Below are 19,534 nucleotides of genomic sequence, written 5' to 3'. Positions count from 1 at the left end.
TCGGGGCGTCGCTCCGGTCTCCCTTTTCGATAACAGGGTGCAAAATTAACGGATAGAGGTGCTTTAACATGTTAGAAGCGGATGTAAAGCGGGATTTGCAAGAAACGGCCAAGCGATTGGCTGAGCTCAGGGGGTCTCTTTGACTTAGATCTGAAGCTGGAGCAGATCGCGGATTATGAAGAGAAGATGTCGGCGCCGGATTTTTGGGACGACAACGAACGGGCGCAGAAGCTGATTGCAGAAGCCAACGGGATCAAAAGCGTAGTTGACGAGTTCCAGGCATTAGCGTCGGAATACGAGGACCTCGAGGTCATGGCTCAGCTCATGCAGGAGGAACAGGACGACAGCATGGCGGCCGAGATTGAGGCCGGGATTGCCGCGCTCGTGAAGAAGCTGGAAAACTTCGAGCTGCAGCTGCTGCTCAGTCAGCCGTACGACCGTCTGAACGCGATACTGGAGCTGCATCCGGGAGCGGGCGGAACGGAATCACAGGATTGGGCAGAGATGCTGCTGCGCATGTACCGCCGCTGGGCGGAGAAGCGCGACTTCAAAGTCGAGGTGCTCGACTATCTGCCGGGTGATGAAGCCGGTGTGAAAAGCGTGACCCTGCTTATTAAAGGGTACAACGCTTACGGCTATTTGAAGGCGGAAAAAGGCGTACACCGCCTGGTGCGCATTTCGCCGTTCGACGCTTCGGGGCGCCGCCATACGTCGTTCGTCTCGTGCGATGTGATGCCCGAAATTGACGACGATGTGGAAATCGAGATCCGTACGGAGGATCTCAAGGTCGATACGTACCGCTCCAGCGGAGCGGGCGGCCAGCACATCAATACGACGGACTCGGCGGTCCGGATTACCCACCTTCCGACAGGCGTCGTCGTCAGCTGCCAGACGGAGCGTTCGCAGATTAAGAACCGCGAGCGCGCGATGAAAATGCTGCGGTCCAAGCTGTACGAGAAAAAAATCGAGGAACAGCAAAAGCAGCTCGCGGAAATCCGCGGCGAAGTATCCGACATCGCATGGGGCAGCCAGATCCGCTCGTACGTATTCCATCCGTACAGCATGGTCAAGGATCACCGGACCCAAGAGGAAACCGGCAATGTCGGCGCGGTGATGGACGGCGATTTGGACGCATTTATCGACGCCTATTTGCGCCAGCAAATCAATAAGCCGGATAAAGAAAACGGCGCATCATAAAATGATACAGGCAAGCTCATCCTACACGTAAGTAACGGCTTCGTTTCCGCTGGCATCGCCAACTCCCGAGGGGAGGTCGGTTAGGCCAAGGAAGAAGCCGGGACCGGCGTGTAGTTTTTTATATTCAGGGGGAGAGCGGATGTCGGTAATCGAAGGCACCGGAAGATCGGGCAGACGAATGGGCTGGAAGGGGCGTGAAGCTGCAGCTTTACCCCGCTGGCAGAGCTTATTTATAGAATACGGCCTCCTGCTTTTCGGTTCGCTCCTGATTGCAGTTAGCTTTAACGTATTTTTGAGCCCGAATCAGGTTGCATCGGGCGGGGTAACGGGCATCAGCATCATCGTTCAGACCCTGTTCGGCTTTGAGCCGGCCTATACCCAATGGGCGCTAAATATCCCATTGTTTATTGCGGGTACTTTACTGCTGGGGAGGCAGTTCGGCGTTAAAACGGCGGTCGGATCAATCGTGCTCCCTTTTATGGTTCTGCTGACACGCGTGCTTCCTTCTTTGACGAGTAATTTATTGCTTGCCAGCATTTACGGCGGCATCCTCATCGGAATGGGACTGGGGCTTGTGTTTCGCGGCCGGGGCTCCACCGGTGGCTTGGATCTGGCGGCGCAGCTTGTTCACCGGTACACCGGTATCGGCCTCGGATTGTGCGTTGCGATGCTGGACGGGCTGGTTATTGTAGCAGCGGGGATCGTGCTGTCCCCGGAAAAAGCGATGTACGCACTCATCGGTTTGTTTGTGACTAGTAAAACAATCAGTGTTGTGCAAATCGGATTAAATTACTCAAAAGTAGCGTTTATCGTCTCTTCGGTTTCGGACGCGGTTCGGGAAGCGATTTTGCATGAGCTGGACCGGGGGCTGACGGAGCTGGAAGCCAAAGGCGGGTATACCGGCCAAAGCCGTACGGTGTTGATGGTTGTGGTTGGGCAAACGGAAGTGACCCGGTTGAAAACGTTGGTCCGGAAGCTGGACCCGGAGGCTTTTGTCATTCTAAGCGATACGAACGAAGTGCTGGGGGAAGGGTTCAAGCTGATGGGCTCCGGAGCGGGGCCTTAGGAAGAGAATGGGGGCCGAAGGCGGTTGACTGCCTGCGGCCGCCCCTTAGGGTATCACTTGCCGAAGTACTGAAGAGACAGACCACGAGGGAAGGATGCTGCGTGCGGTCTGACAGCAGCGCCCGCCATCCTGCAGTGTAAGGCTCAGTGAGAGATGCTTGATTTCAGTCGCCGGATGGCTCCGTAATTCTTTCCGGGTGCGAATAGACGTTGAATGAGCTGCCGCGGATAAAGCCAACGACAGTAATGCCCAGCTCGTCGGCAAGCTCAAGCGCGAGATCGGTCGGCGCAGACTTGGAAAGCAGCGTGCCAACGCCCATTTTCGACGTCTTGAGCAGCACCTCCGAGCTGACGCGCCCGCTGAAAGCGACGACTTTATCCTTCATCGGCAAACGCTCCCGCAAGCAGTGGCCGAACACCTTGTCGAGCGCATTGTGACGGCCGATGTCCGTGCGGCAGACAAGCAGGCGATCCGGGGAGCAGAGGGCGGCATTGTGCACCCCGCCCGTTTCGCGAAAGATGTCAGAGCCGTCCTGCAGCTGCCGGATCAAGCCGATGCATTGAGCCGGAGTGATCGTCCGGCGCGACATGATGGTCTTGGCCGTACGGACATCGCTGCGAAAATAAAATTGGCGGCCTTTGCCACAGCATGAGCCGATGAATCGCTTGGAATGGTCCAAGCTGCGGCTGCGCTCCGGGTGGAGCAGGCGAATGTGGGCTAGGCCCCGGCGGGGATCGACGGCAAGCCCGGCCACCTCGTCCGCCGTTCGGATGACGCCTTCGGAGGCGAGAAAGCCGAACGTCAAATCTTCCAGGTCGGTCGGGGTGCAGACGATGGTGGCAAACTCCTCTCCGTCGAGCTCCAATGTAAAAGGCTTCTCCGAAGCGATCCGATCGTTCCGGGCTTGAAGCCTTTCCCCGTCATAATGCCAGATGGTCCGGCTTGCAACCGGATGCTCCTTATCCATGGACCTCACCCGCTTTCCGTCTCCAGCTCTTCAATGCGCCGTTCCACGTACTTCGTATCCTTGAAGGCGTGGTAGGTTTCCGCTTTTTCCACGATAACCGTCGTATTGTATTCCGGAATGCCTGCGAACGGCTCATATACCCCTTTGGGGATCAGCACGTTCCCTTCCGGCCAATGGACTTCGATGTTGCCTTCCTTCACGCGCTCCCATTTGACCCGGCCGTGAAACGCGCCGTACCGATTATAGACGACAATGGCGTCGCCTTCCCGAAGCTGCAGCGTCCTCCCGTCCAGCTCGTTCATCAGCACATCGTACCGGTCTGCGCCGTTGAACGGATCGGTCTCGCTGTAGACCATCGAATTGAACTGCTTGCCCCGGCGGGTCGTGACGTAAAAATGCCCTTCGGACTTGCGCAGCTCGGGCAGCTCAATCGGCAGCAGCGTTCCCCGGCCATCCTCTGTCGGGCAAATACCGCCCTCGCAAAGCCAGGCGCCGCCCCATTGAAACACGTCGCCGCGATGGCGCAAATGCTGAATGCCGTCGTAATTGGGCGCGGCCAGAGCGATTTCCTCCCGGATCGCGAAGGCGTCTTCGCAGCCGATCAAGTGCTTTGCTTCCGGCTTGACGCGGGCGGCGAGGTCAACGTAGATGGCCCATTCCGCCCGGGCCTCCGGCATCCGGGGCCCTTCGATTTCCGGCGAAAAATACACCATTCGCTCCGTTGAGGTGGACGTCCCTCCGCCAGGCTGCTCATAACGGGTCATGGCGGGGAGGACGATGACCGTTTCTTTCGCATCGACCAGCGTCGACGTGTTGAGAATGATATCCTGATGCACGCGGAGCTCGACATTGGCGAGGCAGCGCTCCACAAACTCCGGGTCCGGCATCGTTTCCAGAAAGTTGCCTCCCGACGTATAGAATACCTTCAGCTTCCGCTCGTGATCTTCCGGCAGCAGCGCATTTTCAAGCGACACGCCCACGATGTCCCCCTGCCATTTGGGCAGCGGGAAGCCCCACAGCCGCTCGATCCGCTCGATGTCGCCGCCTTTGAATTCGCCGCCTGGCAGGCTGAACGGATCGGCTCCCATCTCGCCCGAGCCCTGCACGCCGCTGTGACCGCGGATCGGCATCAGGCCGCAATGCTCGCGGCCCAGAAACCCGCGCAGCAAGGCCAGATTGGCTACCTGCGAAATATTGTCCGTGCCGAAGCGGTGCTGCGTGAGCCCCATGCTCCATACGAACACCGCCGACTTCGCGGCAGCAAGTAGGCGGGCGAATTCCCCCATTTGCTCGCGGGACAGACCCGACGATGATTCCAGCAGCGTCCAGTCCTGACGCATCACGTGGGCCCGCAGCTCTTCGTAGCCGTTCGTATGCGTCCGGACGAAATCATGGTCGACGGCGGAGCCGGGATCGGCTTCCTCCATCTCGAACCAATGCTTCATGACGCCGTTCATAAAAGCGATATCCCCGCCGATGTTGACTTGATAGAAGTCGTTGGCCAGCTTGGTGCCGAACAAAGCCGATTCCGCAATCGACGGAATCCAATATTGGTCCATGGACGGCTCATAGTACGGGTTAATGACGACGATTTTCGTTCCTTTCCGCTTGGCCGCATACATGTACTTTGTCGACACCGGCTGGTTGTTGGCCGCCACACTGCCCCAGAACACGAGCACATCCGTGCCGATCCAGTCTTTATAGCTGCAGCTCGAAGCTCCGATGCCGACGGACCGTTTCAAGGCCGTTTTGGACGGGGAATGGCAGATGCGCGACGCATTGTCGATATGATTCGTCCCAAGAAAACGCGCCACCTTGGCTGCGGTGTAATACGATTCGTTCGTGATGCCCCGCGCCGTCAAATAGAAGGCGAGCTGCTTGGGATCGATGCTGCGGATTTTGGCGGCAATTTCGTTAAGGGCTTCCTCCCACGTGACCCGGCTGAACCGGCGTTCGCCTTTGCGTCGGATGAGCGGGTACGGCAGCCGGCCGAGCTTGCGCAGCGTGGTGCTGTCCATTCGGCGCAGCTCGTCGATATCCGCATGCAGCACCGTTTCGCGAATCGCCGGCATCGTGTTCAGCCGCAGCACGTTGAGCCGAGTTGTGCACAGATGCGGTCCGTTCAGCGTCTGATCGTACAGCCCGGAGACGCCGAGCGCGCAGCCGTCGCAGACGCCCTGAGTCAAGATACGGGCCGCGTAGGGGAGTTGGCCGCGGTTGTCCCAGACCGCTTTGAACGTATCGCGGATATGGCGCGGCTTGATCCGGTTCAGGCCGAAAGGCACCTTGCTGACCCACAGCGACGGATCGGGACGGGAAGGGAGCGAGATGCGCCCGGTATGCTTCGTAGTACCCATAGAAAGAAGACCACCTTTTCGTGAAAATGGGATAAAAAAAGCCGCACAGATGCAGCTCCCAATTTCCGAACGGTTGCGGAAGACGAGAGCGGATCTGTTGCGGCGGTTAGTCTTGAGCAGGTTCGCTGCCAAGTGCCAACGGCACATTATGCAATTGGAAGTGCGGAGGAAATCCGTCCCGTCCGCTTGCTGCACAAATTTGCTACATACTGAATTTCTTCTCGATATTTTCATCAAAAACAAAAATGCTCATGCCGATATCTTTATCGAGGTCGATATCCACGAACAGATCGACGAAGTTCGCGCCGAGCAGCTCTTCCATTTCTACCGGCCGGTGCAAGCGGTACATTTCCTTGACCATCTCGGTACGTGCCGAACGCAGCGCCTGCTTGCCGTCGGCGGCGGAAGCGATGAATTTTTCGACGGGGGACAGATTGCCCTCCATCTCGCAGATGGCCCAATGCTTGCAGAACGTCGTGCGTATCTCCCGAGGGCCTTTGCCCATATGGCGTTTGCGAAACGCTTTCACCAAATTGCCGAATTCGGCCTCTACTTTGTTCATTCGGAACAACTCCGTTTACGGCGACGTTTTTGCTTCATAAATTTTATCATGGGGGAAGCTTCAGTTCAAGATGGTCCGGGATAGACATACGCTTGCCTGTCATACCGGGTAAGATACGTTGGGGGAGCAATGTCTCGCACGGATGCGATGAAAACGCTTGGTTGCAGCAAACTTTTCCTCGGGCGGACAGTGGGCTCGGGCGCTGCATCAGGGAAAAATTTCGTTGAATTATTATGCTTCCGAATGTATAATAATACATAGTTTGCAAGTGGAGGGACGGAATATGACTACGAAATTAAGAGCGGCGATCGTCGGGTCAACCGGCTACGGCGGCGTGGAGCTGATCCGGCTGTTGCTGGCGCATCCGAATGTGGAGATTACCTCGGTAATTTCCTCCTCAAGCGCCGGAGCGCCGATTGCGGACGGTTATCCGCATTTGAACCAAATTTTGACGGACCGGCTGGATGCTGTCGATGTCGAGCTGATCCGAGGCAAAGCGGATGTCGTCTTCCTGGCAACGCCGCATGGGGTCAGCACCGAGCTGTCGCCGAAGCTGCTGGATGCCGGGCTGAAGGTCATCGATATTTCGGGCGATTTCCGCCTTCAATCGGGCGACGTATACGAGACGTGGTATAAACATAAACCGGCCGATCCGGAATATTTGAAGAGAGCCGTTTACGGGCTGTGCGAGGTGTTCGGGGAAGAAGTGCGGGGCAAGGATTTCATTTCCAACCCGGGCTGCTATCCGACGGCCACGCTGCTTGGTCTGGCGCCGCTTGCCGCAAGCGGTTGGATCGATCCGAAGTCGATCATCGCGGACGCCAAGTCGGGCGTATCGGGCGCGGGACGCGGTCTCAGCCTGCTCGTGCACTACTCGGAGATCAACGAAAACTTCTTGGCTTATAAAGTGAACAAGCACCAGCATACGCCGGAGATCGAGCAGGCGCTCAGCCGGCTTGCCGGGGAAGAAGTCGTGATGACGTTCACAACGCATTTGGTGCCGATGACGCGCGGCATATTATCCACGATTTATGTGAATCTCAAAAGCCCGCGAAGCGAGGACGATATTCGCGAGCTGTACCGTCAATATTATGAGGGACGCAAGTTCGTGCGCCTTCGGGAGAAGGGGAAATACCCGGCGACGAAGGAAGTCTGGGGCTCGAACTACTGCGATATCGGGCTGTCGCTTGATTCGCGCACGGGGCGTCTGACGATTGTGTCGGTTATTGATAATGTAGTTAAAGGTGCGGCCGGGCAAGCCGTTCAAAACTTGAATTTGATGATGGGCTGGGATGAAGCGACGGGTCTCGCTTTCACTCCGGTATATCCATAACGTAAGGGAACGGGTGAAGAAAGCGATGGCGATAAAAGTTAACGATGCGTTTACGGTAGTGCCGGAGGGCTCCGTGACGACGCCCAAAGGGTTTCGTGCGGGAGGACTGCACTGCGGATTGAAAAAAACGGAGCGCCACGATCTCGGCGCCATTGTGTGCGAGGTTCCCGCAGAAGCGGCAGGCGTCTATACGCTGAACCAGTTCCAGGCGGCTCCCCTAAAGGTGACGCAAGAGAGCATTGCGCAGGGCGGCAAGCTGCAGGCGATGCTGGTGAACAGCGGCAACGCCAATGCCTGCACGGGCAAGCAGGGCGAAGATGATGCGCGCGCGATGCGTGCGGCGGGAGCCAAAGCGTTCGGCGTAGCCGAGCATCTGGTTGGCGTGACGTCCACGGGCGTGATCGGCGAGCTGCTGCCGATGCCGAAGGTGCTCGGGGGCATCGAGAAGCTTCCGGCCGCTGTAAGCGCGGACGGCGGGGACGATTTCTGCCAGGCGATTTTAACGACCGATCTGGTCAAAAAAGAAATTTGCGTTCGCGTGACGGTCGGCGGGCGTACCGTGCACATTGCCGGGGCGGCGAAGGGATCGGGCATGATCCATCCGAACATGGCGACGATGCTCGGGTTTATGACGACCGACGCGAACATCGAGAGCGCCGAGCTGCAAAAGCTGCTGAACGACGTCACCGATTCGACCTTCAACATGATTACCGTCGACGGCGATACGAGCACGAACGACATGGTCGTCGTCATGGCAAGCGGACTGGCGGAGAATGAGCGCTTGACGCCGGAGCATGCGGATTGGGCTGCGTTTAAGGCCGCGTTCAATCATGTGGGCGAGTATTTGGCCAAGGCGATCGCGCGGGACGGCGAAGGGGCGACGAAGCTGATCGAGGTCACGGTGGCGAACGCGGAGTCGCGTGAAGCGGCACGGGCCATTGCGAAGACGGTCATCGGCTCGAGCCTGGTGAAATCGGCTTGCTTCGGCGCAGACGCTAACTGGGGGCGCATCATTGCGGCGGTCGGCCGCGCAGGGTATCCGGTGAAGACGGAAACCGTCGATATCCGCCTCGGCGATATCGTCGTGCTGGAGCAATCGCGTCCGGTGAAGTTCGATGAGGAGCGGGCTGCGGAATACCTGAAAGGCGATTTCGTGCTTATTCATGTCGACCTGCATATGGGCGAAGCGTCGGCGACGGCTTGGGGCTGCGATTTGACCTATGATTACGTGCGAATCAACGCGGCGTACCGGACGTAGCTTGAAGCTCGGGAATATAAGGTGAAAACAAACCACCCGCAACCCCCGTGTTGCAGACCGGTGAAACGATAAAGGGGAACGGTTCGGATGAGCAATTGTTTTGTGATGAAATGCGGCGGCAGTACGCTTGCGGCGCTGCCAAAGCTTTTTTTCGACGATTTGAGGCGGCTGCAGGCGGAAGGCATCATTCCCGTCATCGTGCACGGCGGCGGTCCGGCGATCTCGGATACGCTCGGCAAGCTGGGCATTGAATCCGAATTCGTGAACGGCCTTCGCAAAACGAACGAAGCCGTCCTCGATGTGGTCGAAATGGTGCTGGCTGGACAAATTAACAAAGAAATTGTCCGCAAGATCCAGCTTTCCGGGGCGAAAGCGCTCGGCTTGTCCGGTGTCGACGGACACCTGATCGAGGCAGCGCCGGTGGCGAACGCGCACGAGATCGGGCTTGTCGGCGACGTAACGCAGGTGAATGCGGAGCTCGTGCAGGGCATCGTAGCGATGGGCTACATCCCCGTCATCGCGCCGGTCGGCATCGGAGCCGATGGCGGTCAACGCTACAACATCAACGCCGATACGGCGGCCGGTGCCGTCGCATCGCATCTGGGCGTGGAGCGGATGATCGTCGTGACGGACGTGCCCGGTATTATGAAGACAGTGGACGGCGAGAAGCGGGTTCTGCCTTCAGTCACCGTTCGCCAGATCGACGAAATGATCGCCAGCGGCGAAATTTACGGCGGCATGATTCCGAAAGTACGTGCGGCGGTACAGTGTATTCAAGGCAAGGTGCGCGAAGTTGTCATCGTTAACGGCGCCGAGCCGGAAGTGCTCAGCCGGGCGCTGAAGAACGGCGGCATCGGTACCCGCATTGTGAAGGAATAAATCGTATTCATTCTAAAATTGATCCGAGACAAAGGAGTGAACGACATGGGAGAGGCTCAAAGCGCATTGTTTCCGAACTACGCACGGTATCCTTTTACGTTTGTGAAGGGGGACGGCAGCCGTCTGTGGGATGAGCATGGCAAGGAGTATCTGGATTTGATGTGCGGGCTGGCGGTGACGAACCTCGGGCATGCGCCCAAGCAGGTGACCGAACGGCTGAAGGAGCAGGTCGACACGCTCTGGCATACGAGCAACCTGTTTCACATTCCGAACCAGGAGAAGCTGGCTCAGCTTCTCGTGGACAACAGCTGCGCCGATGCGGTGTTTTTCTGCAACAGCGGAGCGGAGGCGAACGAAGCGGCGATCAAGCTGGCGCGGCGCTATTACAACAAGGTGCTCGGCCAGCCGCAGCGCTACGAGATCATTACCTTCGACATGTCGTTCCACGGCCGGACGCTGGCTACGCTGACGGCAACGGGACAGGATAAAGTGAAAGAGGGCTTCGCGCCGCTGCCGGAAGGCTTCGTGTACGCGCCGTACAACGATGCGGACGCTTTAGAGAAGCTGATCGGCGACCGGACGTGCGCGATTATGCTCGAGCTGGTGCAGGGCGAAGGCGGCGTCAATCCGGCGGACCCTGCGTTCGTGAAACGGGTGGCGGAGCTGTGCAAGCAGCACGGGCTGCTGCTTATCCTGGACGAGATCCAGACCGGTATGGGGCGTACGGGCAAGCTGTTTGCGTATGAGCATTACGGCATCGAGCCGGATTTGTTTACACTGGCCAAAGGGCTGGGCAGCGGCATGCCGATCGGCGCGCTGCTCGGTAAAGCGAAGCTGCGCGAAGCGTTCACGGCCGGAAGCCACGGCTCCACGTTCGGCGGGAACTATTTGTCTACCGCCGCGGGCATTGCGACCGTGGAGACGATGCTGGCGGAGAAGCTTCCGGAGCGCGCGGCGGAGCTGGGCGGCTACATTATGAGCGAGCTGAAAACGAAGCTGGCGGACAATCCGCTGGTAGGACAAATCCGCGGGCTCGGGCTGCTGATCGGCATCGGTTTGACCGTGCCGTCGGCGGAGCTGATCGCGGAAATTCACGCGCAGGGCGTGCTAGTCGTGCCGGCTGGTCCGAACGTGATCCGCTTGGCGCCGAGCTTGCTGATCTCGAAGGACGATTTGGATCGCGGGCTGGAGACGATTTGCAGCGTGCTCGCAAAGAAGGCCGCAGCCGCCGTATAGGCTGACAAAGAAACGCATACCGAAAGGAGAGACATCCATGGCGGGAACGGCACAACAAGATTTGGCGGTTCAGCTCAGAGGGCGGGATTTTATCGGCTTGGTCGACTATGCGCCGGAAGAGATTCAATATTTGATCGAGCTCGCGGTCGAGCTCAAAAGAAAAAATAAAGCAGGTGAAGCGTACCAGCCGCTCAAAGGGAAGACGCTGGGTATGATTTTCGAAAAATCGTCGACGCGGACGCGGGTATCGTTTGAGGTAGGGATGTATCAGCTTGGGGGGCATGCGCTGTTCCTCAGCAAGAACGATCTGCAAATCGGCCGCGGCGAATCGATTCATGATACGGCGCAGACGCTGTCGCGTTATTTGGACGGCATCATGATCCGCACCTTCGCGCACCGCACGGTCATCGAGCTGGCGCGGGCGGCAACGGTACCGGTGATCAACGGGCTGACGGATTTGTCCCATCCGTGCCAGGCGCTGGCGGATTACCAGACGATTTATGAGAAAAAAGGCCGTCTGCAAGGGCTGAAAGTGGCCTATATCGGCGACGGGAATAATATGGTACACTCCTTATTGATGGGCGCGGCCAAGCTCGGCGTCAATTTCGCCGTCGCGACGCCGGAGGGCTACGAGCCGGACGGCGAAGTGCTGCGTCAATGCAGTGAAAGTGCTGCCAAAACGGGGGCGACCATTCATGTGGGAGCCGACCCGAAAGAAGCGGTGGCGGATGCGGACGTCATTTATACGGACGTGTGGGCCAGCATGGGCTTCGAGGCGGAGCAGAAGGAACGGGAAATCGCGTTCAAAAACTATCAGGTCAACGACGAGCTCGTGAAATATGCGAAAAAAGATTTCTTGTTCATGCACTGTCTGCCGGCGCACCGCGGAGAAGAAGTGTCCGAAGGGGTCATCGACGGTCCCAATTCCGTCATCTTCGATCAGGCGGAAAACCGGCTGCATGCGCAAAAGGCAGTTATGGCAGCGATCTTGTAATATTCGGAAAGCTTACAATTAAAGGAGAGCGGGAACCACATGGCAAAGCAAAAAATCGTATTGGCCTATTCGGGCGGCCTCGATACGTCGATCATTCTGAAATGGCTGAAAGAAACGTACGATGCCGAGATCATCGCTTTTACCGCGGACATCGGACAAAAGGAAGAGCTGGACGGCTTGGAGGAGAAAGCGCTGAACACCGGCGCCTCCAAAGTATACATCGACGACCTGCGTGAAGAATTCGCCCGCGATTTCATTTATCCGATGTTCCAAGCAGGCGCGCTCTATGAAGGGCAGTACCTGCTCGGCACCAGTATCGCGCGGCCGCTGATCGCGAAGCGCATGGTCGAAATCGCCCGCGCTGAAGGCGCTACGGCGATCGCTCACGGCGCAACAGGCAAAGGCAACGACCAAATCCGCTTCGAGCTGACGGCTGCGGCGCTGACGCCGGAGATCGAGGTTATCGCGCCTTGGCGTCTGGAGCAGTTCCGCGAGCAGTTCCCGGGCCGGGCCGAGATGATTGCTTACGCCGAGAAGCACGGCATTCCGGTCACCGCTTCGGCGGCCAAGCCGTACTCGATGGACCGCAACCTGCTGCACATCAGCTATGAGAGCGGCGTGCTCGAAGATCCGTGGTTCGACGCGAGCGCACCGGAGAACAAAGACATGTATCTGCTGAGCGTGGACCCGGAGGATGCCCCGGACCAAGCGGAATATGTCGAACTGGAGTTTGAGCAGGGGAACTGCGTGGCCGTGAACGGCGAGCGTATGATTCCGCTGCAGGTGATGGAGAAGCTGAACGAGCTGGGCGGCAAGCACGGCATCGGCCGCGTCGACATGGTCGAGAACCGCTTCGTCGGCATGAAGAGCCGCGGCGTGTACGAAACCCCGGGCGGCGCCATTCTGTTCTCCGCTCACCGCAAGATGGAATCGCTCACGATGGACCGCGAAGTCATGCATCTGCGCGACTCGTTTATCTCGCGTTACAGCTCGCTTGTGTACAACGGCTTCTGGTTCGCTCCGGAGCGGCTTGCGCTGCAGGCGCTCGTGTCCGAGAGCCAGAAGAACGTGAGCGGCACGGTGCGTCTCAAGCTGTACAAAGGCAACGTGATCGCCGCCGGCGTGAAGAGCCCGGTCAGCTTGTACAACCCGCACATTGCGACGATGGAAGCCGATCCGACGCAAGCGTACAACCAAGGCGATGCGACAGGCTTCATCCGTTTGAACGCGCTGCGGTTGCGCGTCGCTTCCGGCGTCGAGCAGAACGCGGCGAAATAAATGCGGCAGGCGGGAAGCCAGCCATCTGTCAGCCTGTAACACTTCGAGCCTTAGGGTTTTCCGTCAGCGGGAAGCCCTAAGGCTGTGTATACCGGGCAGCACTCATTCGGTGCATACGATATAAGAAAAGGGGGACGCTGATATGTCCAAGCTGTGGGGCGGACGGTTTACGAAAAAGACGGACCAACTGGTCGAAGAATATACGGCGTCAATCCTGTTCGACAAGGAACTGGCCGAGGAGGACATTCAGGGCAGCTTGGCGCATGTGACCATGCTGGGCAAATGCGGCATCCTTCCGGCAGACGACGTGGAGAAAATCAAGGACGGTTTGCTGAAGGTGCAGAATGTGATTCGCCGGGGCGAAATGGAATTTTCCATCAGCGACGAAGACATTCATATGAACATCGAGAAGGCGCTGATCGACGAGGTGGGCCCGGTCGGAGGCAAGCTGCATACCGGACGCAGCCGCAACGATCAGGTGGCCACGGATATGCATTTGTGGCTGCGCAAGCGGGTCGTGGAATTTGTCGGTCTGCTGAACAAGGTGCAGGAAGCGCTGATCGGACAAGCGAAGGCCAACCTCGACACGATCGTGCCGGGCTACACGCATTTGCAGCGGGCGCAGCCGATTTTGTTCGCCCATCATTTGATGGCGTACGTGTCGATGTTTCAACGCGACATCGAGCGTCTGCAGGACAGCTACAAGCGCGTGAACGTGCTGCCGCTGGGCGCCGGGGCGCTGGCCGGGACGACGTTCCCGATCGACCGTCATTTCGTGGCGCAGCAGCTCGGCTTCGAGGGCGTGTACGAGAACTCGCTCGACGCGGTGAGCGACCGCGATTTCATTCTGGAGTTTCTGTCGAACGCGTCAATGATCATGATGCACCTCTCGCGCCTCAGCGAGGAGTTCGTGCTGTGGTCCAGCACGGAGTTCCGGTTCATCGAGCTGGATGACGCCTTCTGTACCGGCAGCAGCATTATGCCGCAGAAGAAAAATCCGGATGTCGCCGAGCTTGTGCGCGGGAAGACGGGCCGTGTCTACGGCAATCTGTTCGGTCTCCTGACCGTGCTGAAGTCGCTGCCGCTCGCTTATAACAAGGACATGCAGGAAGACAAAGAAGGCATGTTCGATACGGTCCGTACGCTGCAGGGCGCGCTGCAATTGTTCGCGCCGATGATTAGCACGATGAAGGTGAATAAGGATCGGATGCGCCAGGCCGTCAATCAGGACTTCTCCAATGCGACGGATATCGCGGACTACTTGGTGAATAAGGGAATGCCATTCCGCCAAGCGCACGAAGTCATCGGCAAAACCGTACTTTACTGTATCCAAAACCAAAAATATTTGCTCGACCTAAAATTGGAGGAATTCCACCAATTTTCCAAGCAGTTCGATCAGGACATTTACGAGGTGCTGCAGCCGGAGAGTGTCGTCAACGCCCGCAACGTCTACGGCGGCACCGCCGCGGCCCAGGTAAGTCAAGCGATCGAACGGGCGGAAACCGTTCTGGCCGGCTCGTCGGCTTGGTTCGAGGAATATTTCGCGAAAAGCAGATAAGTCCAGAACCCCCTCCCGAAGAAGGGCGGCTGCATCAGCCGCACGCCTTCAGACGGGCTGGGGGTTTCTCATGTCCGGGCCCGCTCAACGGAAGGCCGGCCCCCGGACGCCGTCCTCGATCAGCGGCGCAGGGGACTCCCCGGGCGGCGGCGCCGTGCGGTCAAGGGTTCCGGAGCCGCCGCCGGATGCGATCACGGTCGGCTGGGCGTGGTAGGTGTCGCGCGATATTTTTTCCTGCGAAAGGACGACGCCGTTCTGCTTCTTATATCGGAATGTCTCGACGACATACCCGGGCTTTCCTTGCATGACGATCTCCTGTTTGCCGCTCGGCAGCGTCGAATTCAGCACGTACTTGACCGGCGGCGGCAGCGTTTCGAGCGTCTTCGACTCGATTTCGTAGCTGATGTCCGGGGGCGTCTGGCCGAACAGCTTTACGGTGACGCTGCGCTCGTCCGAGGCGGTACGGATCAACAAATAATGGTCCGTCGAGTTGCGGAATTTGAAATTGATGTGGCCGGTGGCGAACGTGGCGTCCTGCCCCAGCGCGACATAGCTCACAGGGAGCGAATGATTCCGCCGCTCGACGACGGTCAGACCGGCCCGCAGGACGGCGTTGTACAGCGTCGACGAAACCTGGCAGATGCCGCCGCCGATGCCGGGAACGAGCTTGCCGTTTACGATGACGGGCGCTTCCTTGAAGCCGAACTGTCTCTCCGTCCGCTCGATGAACGGAGCATAGTCGAATACCTCGCCCGGCTTCAGCAGCACATCCTGCAGGGAAGCGGCCGTCGAACGGACGTTGTGCACTCGTCCTTCGATGCTGACGGCGGCGGAAGGGGCGGGTGGCGATACGGTCGTGAACTCGCCGATTTTGCGTATAATGCCCTGCGCGCGCAGCGCTTGTTCCGTCATGGCCGGCTCTTGCGTCCGCATCGGAACGTCGAGCGGGAGGGCGGCAGGCGACGGTAGCTGGTGGTCCGCGGCCTCCGGGCCTGCGGATTCGGGCACTGCGGCAATGGCTCCCCAGTCCGGCAGCGCCGTCTGGAGCCGGCCCAACAATTGGCCTTCGTCGATTCGTTCGACACGGACCTCGGGCACGTAACGGATGGCATCGTTCGCGTCGATCAGCCGTTTCGCATCGGTCGGCTTGCGGGCGTAAACCTGCGGGAACGCTTCGCTCAGCGCGGCGCGCAGCTTGTCTGCGGACAGCGCAGGCGTCAGCGCAAGCGAGGCTCCCCGAAGCCGCCAGCGGGCGGCTGCCCGCCTATACGGCGGTCCTTCCCGCACGGGCTGAAGCTGAGTCAGCAGCTCCTGGCTGTTAATTTCAAGCCCGAGCTGCCGGAGCGTCCGCTCGGCGCTGCCGCTGCCCGTCACGGTCAGGCGGACCTTTTGCTCCAGCAGCGCCGATGTTTTCGCAGCGAGCTGACGTTCGAGCTCGGGCCAGGAGAGGCCTCCGATCGGCCAGCCCGCGACCCGGACGCCTGCAGGAACCCGGGCGAGCGATCCGTAAGCGGCAATCGACACGAAAATAGCCAGCATCAGCGCCAGCGTGCCGATCCAGATCCAGTGAAAACGCAGATTCCATCGTGACATGACGGGCTCTCCTTTTGTTCCTCGATACACTTGTACCTCTACAATCTATATGCGGCCAAGCCCCCAAACTTTCCATTCGCCGTCATTCGCCAAACGTCCGTATAAGGCCGTATGAGCTGTATGATCCGGTCGAAGAAAGGCGAAGCGGCGATCCGCACGCCCCTATCCCCCGACCCGAACCAATGTTCCGAATGTGAAGAAACTGTAGAAATTCACTGGCGGATAAAGGATTTTGCGATTTTATGTCGAACTTGTAAAGGCTGGCATCAAGTCCGCTTCTCGAAGCGGTCTACAGACTCGCAAATTTTTCAGGATGTGATATCGTGATCGAAATGCAGGACGTTTGGAAAACGTATCCTGACGGCAGCCATGCCTTGAAAGGCATCAGCGTCAAGGTCGACCAAAGCGATTTCCTTTATGTCGTTGGCCCTTCCGGCGCCGGCAAATCGACCTTTATGAAATTGATTTACAGAGAAGAGCGACCGACCAAAGGCACGATATTCGTCAACGGCTTCAATCTGGAAAAGCTCAAACAGCGCAAAATTCCGTTTGTCCGGCGCAATATCGGGGTCATTTTTCAAGACTTCCGGTTGCTCCCGAAGCTTACCGTATATGAGAACGTCGCCTTCGCCATGGAAGTGATCGAGGCGCCGAAGAAGCTGATCAAGAAGCGCACGCTCGAAGTGCTGGAGCTTGTGCGGCTCAAGGACAAAGTCAATTCCCTGCCGACCCAGCTTTCCGGGGGCGAGCAGCAGCGGGTCGCCATTGCCCGGGCGATCGTGAACAACCCCTCCGTCATCGTCGCGGACGAGCCGACGGGGAACCTCGATCCCGACACGTCCTGGGGCATCATGAAGCTGATGGAAGAAATCAACTTCCGCGGCACAACTATCATTATGGCAACGCACAACAAAGAAATCGTCAACACGATGCGCAAGCGGGTACTGGCCATCGAAGCGGGCAAGCTTGTCCGGGACGAGGTAAGGGGTGACTACGGCTATGAGGATTAACACGGCCGTGCGGCATCTTCGCGAAGGCGGTAAAAACGTCGTTCGAAACGGCTGGATGTCCTTTGCCTCCATTAGTGCGATTGCGATTTCTTTGTTTATTTTGGGCGTCTTTTTGCTGCTGACGCTGAATGTCAATTATTTGGCCCAGCAAATCGAGCAGCAGGTCGAGATCCGCGTGTATCTTGAGGTCAACACGCCGCAGGATCAGGTCACTTCATTGCAAAACGAAATTACGGCCATCCCTAACGTTTCGAAGGTCAAGTTCGTTTCCAAAGAGGAAGGGCTGGAATATTTGCGCGGAAAACTGGGAGACGGGAAGCAGCTGCTTGAAGGGTTCGAGGGCGAGAACAATCCGCTGAACGATTCCTTCACCGTCGAAGTGACCGAGCCTCGCGAGGTCGCGGCCGTGGCGAAGCAGATTGAGGGCTTGAACAACGGCAAGCCGACGAAGCCGATTTACCGGGTCAGTTACGGGCAAGGCACGGTGGAGACGATGTTCAAAGTGACGTCGATCGTCCGCAACGTCGGGCTGGTCATCGTGGCCGCTTTGGCGCTGACCGCCATGTTCCTGATTTCCAATACGATTAAAATTACGATCGTGGCGCGCCGCCGCGAGATTTCGATCATGAAGCTTGTCGGGGCGACCAATTCGTTTATCCGCTGGCCGTTTTTTATCGAAGGGGCGCTGCTCGGCATTATCGGTTCGGCGATTCCCGTCGGCGTGCTGCTGTACGGGTATTGGGAAATGATGCGGGCGATTCAGCTTGATCTGAACTTGCTGCTCGTTCAATTGCTGCCCTTTGAAGCGATCAGTCTTAAGACGGCGGGCCTTCTGCTCGGCATCGGCATTATGATCGGCATTTGGGGAAGCACGCTGTCGGTCCGCAAGTTTTTGAGAGTCTAGGAACCAACGATCAATCTCGGATGAATAGTCGGGGGAGGAACGGATGTTGAAGAAGTCTTGGGTGCCTCTTGTGGTCACGGCCGGTTTGGTAGGAACGCTTATCGCTCCGCAATACGGCTTTGCGCTGTCGGAGTCGCAGCGGATTCAGCAGGAAATCAATCAGCTTAAAAAAATGAAATCCGCAACGCAGCAAAAAGCGAACGATACGGAAAAGCAAATCAATCAGGTGCAGCAGGAAAAGCAGCAGACGGCGAACGATATTACCGCCATCCTCGGCCAAATCGACGCGACGAACCAGAAGCTCAACGTGCTGAACGAGCAGGTATCCAGCGTCACGACTTCTCTGAAGGAAAACGCTCAGCAGCTGGAGGAAGCGGAAGCGAGAATCGTCTCCCGCGACCAGATGCTTAGATCCAGACTGCGTCTGATGTATATGAACGGCGTCGTTTCTTACGCCGACGTGCTGCTCAGCTCCACCAGCTTCAGCGATTTTCTGGACCGGCTGCAGGCGCTCAAGTCGATTGTCGCGCAGGATAAGGAAATTTTGGAAGCGAACAAGCGGGACAAGGCCGTGATCGCCGACAAGCGCGTGGTGATTGAAAAGCAGCTGGCGGAGGTAAAAAATTTATATGCCCAAGCGGCAGCCGTCAAAGCCGATCTTGTCGTGAAGGAAAAAGAAAAGGAAGTCAAAATCGCAAGCCTTTCCCAAAAGGAAAAGGAATTGGAAGATATCAGCGAAGAAGTGCAGCAGCAGCTCGTTCAAGTGGCGAAGCAGGAAGCGGAGAAACAGCGCGCGCTCCAGCAGGCCAAAGCGGCAGAGAACGCCAAGAAGAGCAAAACTCCCGCTGCGCCTGCCTATACTTACGGCGGCGGCAAATTCGGTTATCCGCTGCCGCGCGTCGTGCAGATGTCATCGGACTTCGGTACACGGAGCGACCCGATTACCGGACGGAAAGCAACCCACTCCGGAATCGACCTGCCTTCCCCGAACGGAACGGACATTTTTGCGGCGGAGGACGGCGTCGTCATCGTTGCGTCCTGGTGGAGCGGATACGGCAACTGCGTGGTCATCGATCACGGCAAAGGCGTATGGACGCTGTACGGGCATATTCGCAACGACGGCATCGTCGTGGAGAAGGGGGACACCGTCAAGCGCGGTCAAAAGATTGCGGAAGTCGGTTCCACCGGCCGTTCGACCGGTAACCATCTGCATTTTGAAGTCCGCATCGACGGAGATCCGGTCGATCCGAAGCCGTATTTGAGATAATGCTGCTGTTCATATTTTTTCTTGGCTTGTCATAAACTAGAAAGACAAGTTAGTCAAGTAGCGGGAACAGCAAAG

17 protein-coding genes are annotated in these 19,534 nt (G+C 57.9%); 13 read left to right on the top strand and 4 right to left on the bottom strand.

The genetic code is table 11. The features are described 5' to 3' along the window. Positions 1-68: 68 nt before the first annotated feature. Both prfB and PEH01S_RS10785 read left to right on the top strand, forming a co-directional pair. A protein-coding gene (prfB, locus tag PEH01S_RS10790) for a peptide chain release factor 2 (protein WP_127485358.1) occupies positions 69-1,197 on the top strand; the annotation gives its coding sequence in 2 pieces (ribosomal slippage) (positions 69-140 and positions 142-1,197; 1,128 coding nt in all). 178 nt (positions 1,198-1,375) lie between these two features. Further along, a complete protein-coding gene (locus tag PEH01S_RS10785; RefSeq protein WP_127485420.1) occupies positions 1,376-2,263 on the top strand; it encodes a YitT family protein in 888 nt (295 codons plus the stop codon). 163 nt (positions 2,264-2,426) lie between these two features. Here PEH01S_RS10785 and fdhD read toward each other — a convergent pair whose 3' ends face one another. The 3 genes from fdhD to PEH01S_RS10770 form a co-directional block, all read right to left on the bottom strand. Beyond that, positions 2,427-3,230 (bottom strand): formate dehydrogenase accessory sulfurtransferase FdhD, encoded by an 804-nt coding sequence (gene fdhD, locus PEH01S_RS10780; RefSeq protein WP_127485418.1) that lies wholly within the window; start codon positions 3,228-3,230, stop codon positions 2,427-2,429. Between the two features lie 5 nt (positions 3,231-3,235). Then, positions 3,236-5,587, bottom strand: a complete 2,352-nt coding sequence (locus PEH01S_RS10775; RefSeq protein WP_127485356.1) for an FdhF/YdeP family oxidoreductase — start codon at positions 5,585-5,587, stop codon at positions 3,236-3,238. Positions 5,588-5,789: 202 nt separating this feature from the next. Further along, positions 5,790-6,149: a DUF2294 domain-containing protein gene (locus PEH01S_RS10770; protein ID WP_127485354.1), complete on the bottom strand. Its 360-nt coding sequence runs from the start codon at positions 6,147-6,149 to the stop codon at positions 5,790-5,792. Between the two features lie 283 nt (positions 6,150-6,432). Here PEH01S_RS10770 and argC point away from each other — a divergent pair, with 283 nt between their 5' ends. The 7 genes from argC to argH all read left to right on the top strand — a co-directional run bounded on the left by argC (position 6,433) and on the right by argH (position 14,685). After that, positions 6,433-7,482 carry an N-acetyl-gamma-glutamyl-phosphate reductase gene (gene argC, locus PEH01S_RS10765; RefSeq protein WP_127485352.1) on the top strand — a complete coding sequence of 350 codons (1,050 nt, stop codon included), beginning with the start codon at positions 6,433-6,435 and terminating at the stop codon, positions 7,480-7,482. 25 nt (positions 7,483-7,507) lie between these two features. Next, positions 7,508-8,740: a bifunctional glutamate N-acetyltransferase/amino-acid acetyltransferase ArgJ gene (argJ, locus tag PEH01S_RS10760; protein ID WP_025847788.1), complete on the top strand. Its 1,233-nt coding sequence runs from the start codon at positions 7,508-7,510 to the stop codon at positions 8,738-8,740. An 87-nt stretch (positions 8,741-8,827) separates the two neighbouring features. Further along, positions 8,828-9,619, top strand: coding sequence for an acetylglutamate kinase (argB, locus tag PEH01S_RS10755; RefSeq protein WP_127485350.1), 792 nt, complete (start codon positions 8,828-8,830; stop codon positions 9,617-9,619). Positions 9,620-9,664: 45 nt separating this feature from the next. Then, positions 9,665-10,855 carry an acetylornithine transaminase gene (locus PEH01S_RS10750; RefSeq protein ID WP_025847792.1) on the top strand — a complete coding sequence of 397 codons (1,191 nt, stop codon included), beginning with the start codon at positions 9,665-9,667 and terminating at the stop codon, positions 10,853-10,855. Positions 10,856-10,892: 37 nt separating this feature from the next. Further along, positions 10,893-11,849 (top strand): ornithine carbamoyltransferase, encoded by a 957-nt coding sequence (gene argF / locus PEH01S_RS10745; RefSeq protein ID WP_025847793.1) that lies wholly within the window; start codon positions 10,893-10,895, stop codon positions 11,847-11,849. A 39-nt stretch (positions 11,850-11,888) separates the two neighbouring features. After that, positions 11,889-13,127 (top strand): argininosuccinate synthase, encoded by a 1,239-nt coding sequence (locus PEH01S_RS10740; RefSeq protein WP_127485348.1) that lies wholly within the window; start codon positions 11,889-11,891, stop codon positions 13,125-13,127. 142 nt (positions 13,128-13,269) lie between these two features. Then, a complete protein-coding gene (gene argH, locus PEH01S_RS10735) occupies positions 13,270-14,685 on the top strand; it encodes an argininosuccinate lyase (protein WP_127485346.1) in 1,416 nt (471 codons plus the stop codon). Between the two features lie 84 nt (positions 14,686-14,769). Here argH and PEH01S_RS10730 read toward each other — a convergent pair whose 3' ends face one another. Further along, positions 14,770-16,278 (bottom strand): VanW family protein, encoded by a 1,509-nt coding sequence (locus PEH01S_RS10730; RefSeq protein ID WP_127485344.1) that lies wholly within the window; start codon positions 16,276-16,278, stop codon positions 14,770-14,772. 111 nt (positions 16,279-16,389) lie between these two features. Here PEH01S_RS10730 and PEH01S_RS36295 point away from each other — a divergent pair, with 111 nt between their 5' ends. From PEH01S_RS36295 to PEH01S_RS10715, 4 genes are read left to right on the top strand one after another with little or no spacing between them, the layout of a single operon-like run. Continuing rightward, positions 16,390-16,605 (top strand): DUF7573 domain-containing protein, encoded by a 216-nt coding sequence (locus PEH01S_RS36295; protein WP_430030126.1) that lies wholly within the window; start codon positions 16,390-16,392, stop codon positions 16,603-16,605. After that, positions 16,602-17,288, top strand: coding sequence for a cell division ATP-binding protein FtsE (ftsE, locus tag PEH01S_RS10725; RefSeq protein WP_025847800.1), 687 nt, complete (start codon positions 16,602-16,604; stop codon positions 17,286-17,288). The genes PEH01S_RS36295 and ftsE overlap by 4 nt, the downstream gene beginning before the upstream one ends. Further along, on the top strand, positions 17,278-18,192 hold the full coding sequence (ftsX, locus tag PEH01S_RS10720; RefSeq protein WP_025847802.1) for a permease-like cell division protein FtsX: 915 nt from the start codon (positions 17,278-17,280) through the stop codon (positions 18,190-18,192). Before ftsE ends, ftsX begins: the two co-directional genes overlap by 11 nt. A 43-nt stretch (positions 18,193-18,235) precedes the next feature. Next, complete coding sequence (locus PEH01S_RS10715; protein WP_025847804.1) at positions 18,236-19,459, top strand: murein hydrolase activator EnvC family protein; 1,224 nt, start codon at positions 18,236-18,238, stop codon at positions 19,457-19,459. Positions 19,460-19,534 lie beyond the last annotated feature (75 nt).

The organism is Paenibacillus ehimensis NBRC 15659 (assembly GCF_004000785.1).
Classification (GTDB): Bacteria; Bacillota; Bacilli; order Paenibacillales; family NBRC-103111; genus Paenibacillus_G; species Paenibacillus_G ehimensis.
Note: the sequence above shows the minus strand (reverse complement) of the source record. Positions and strands in the feature narration are given on the sequence as shown.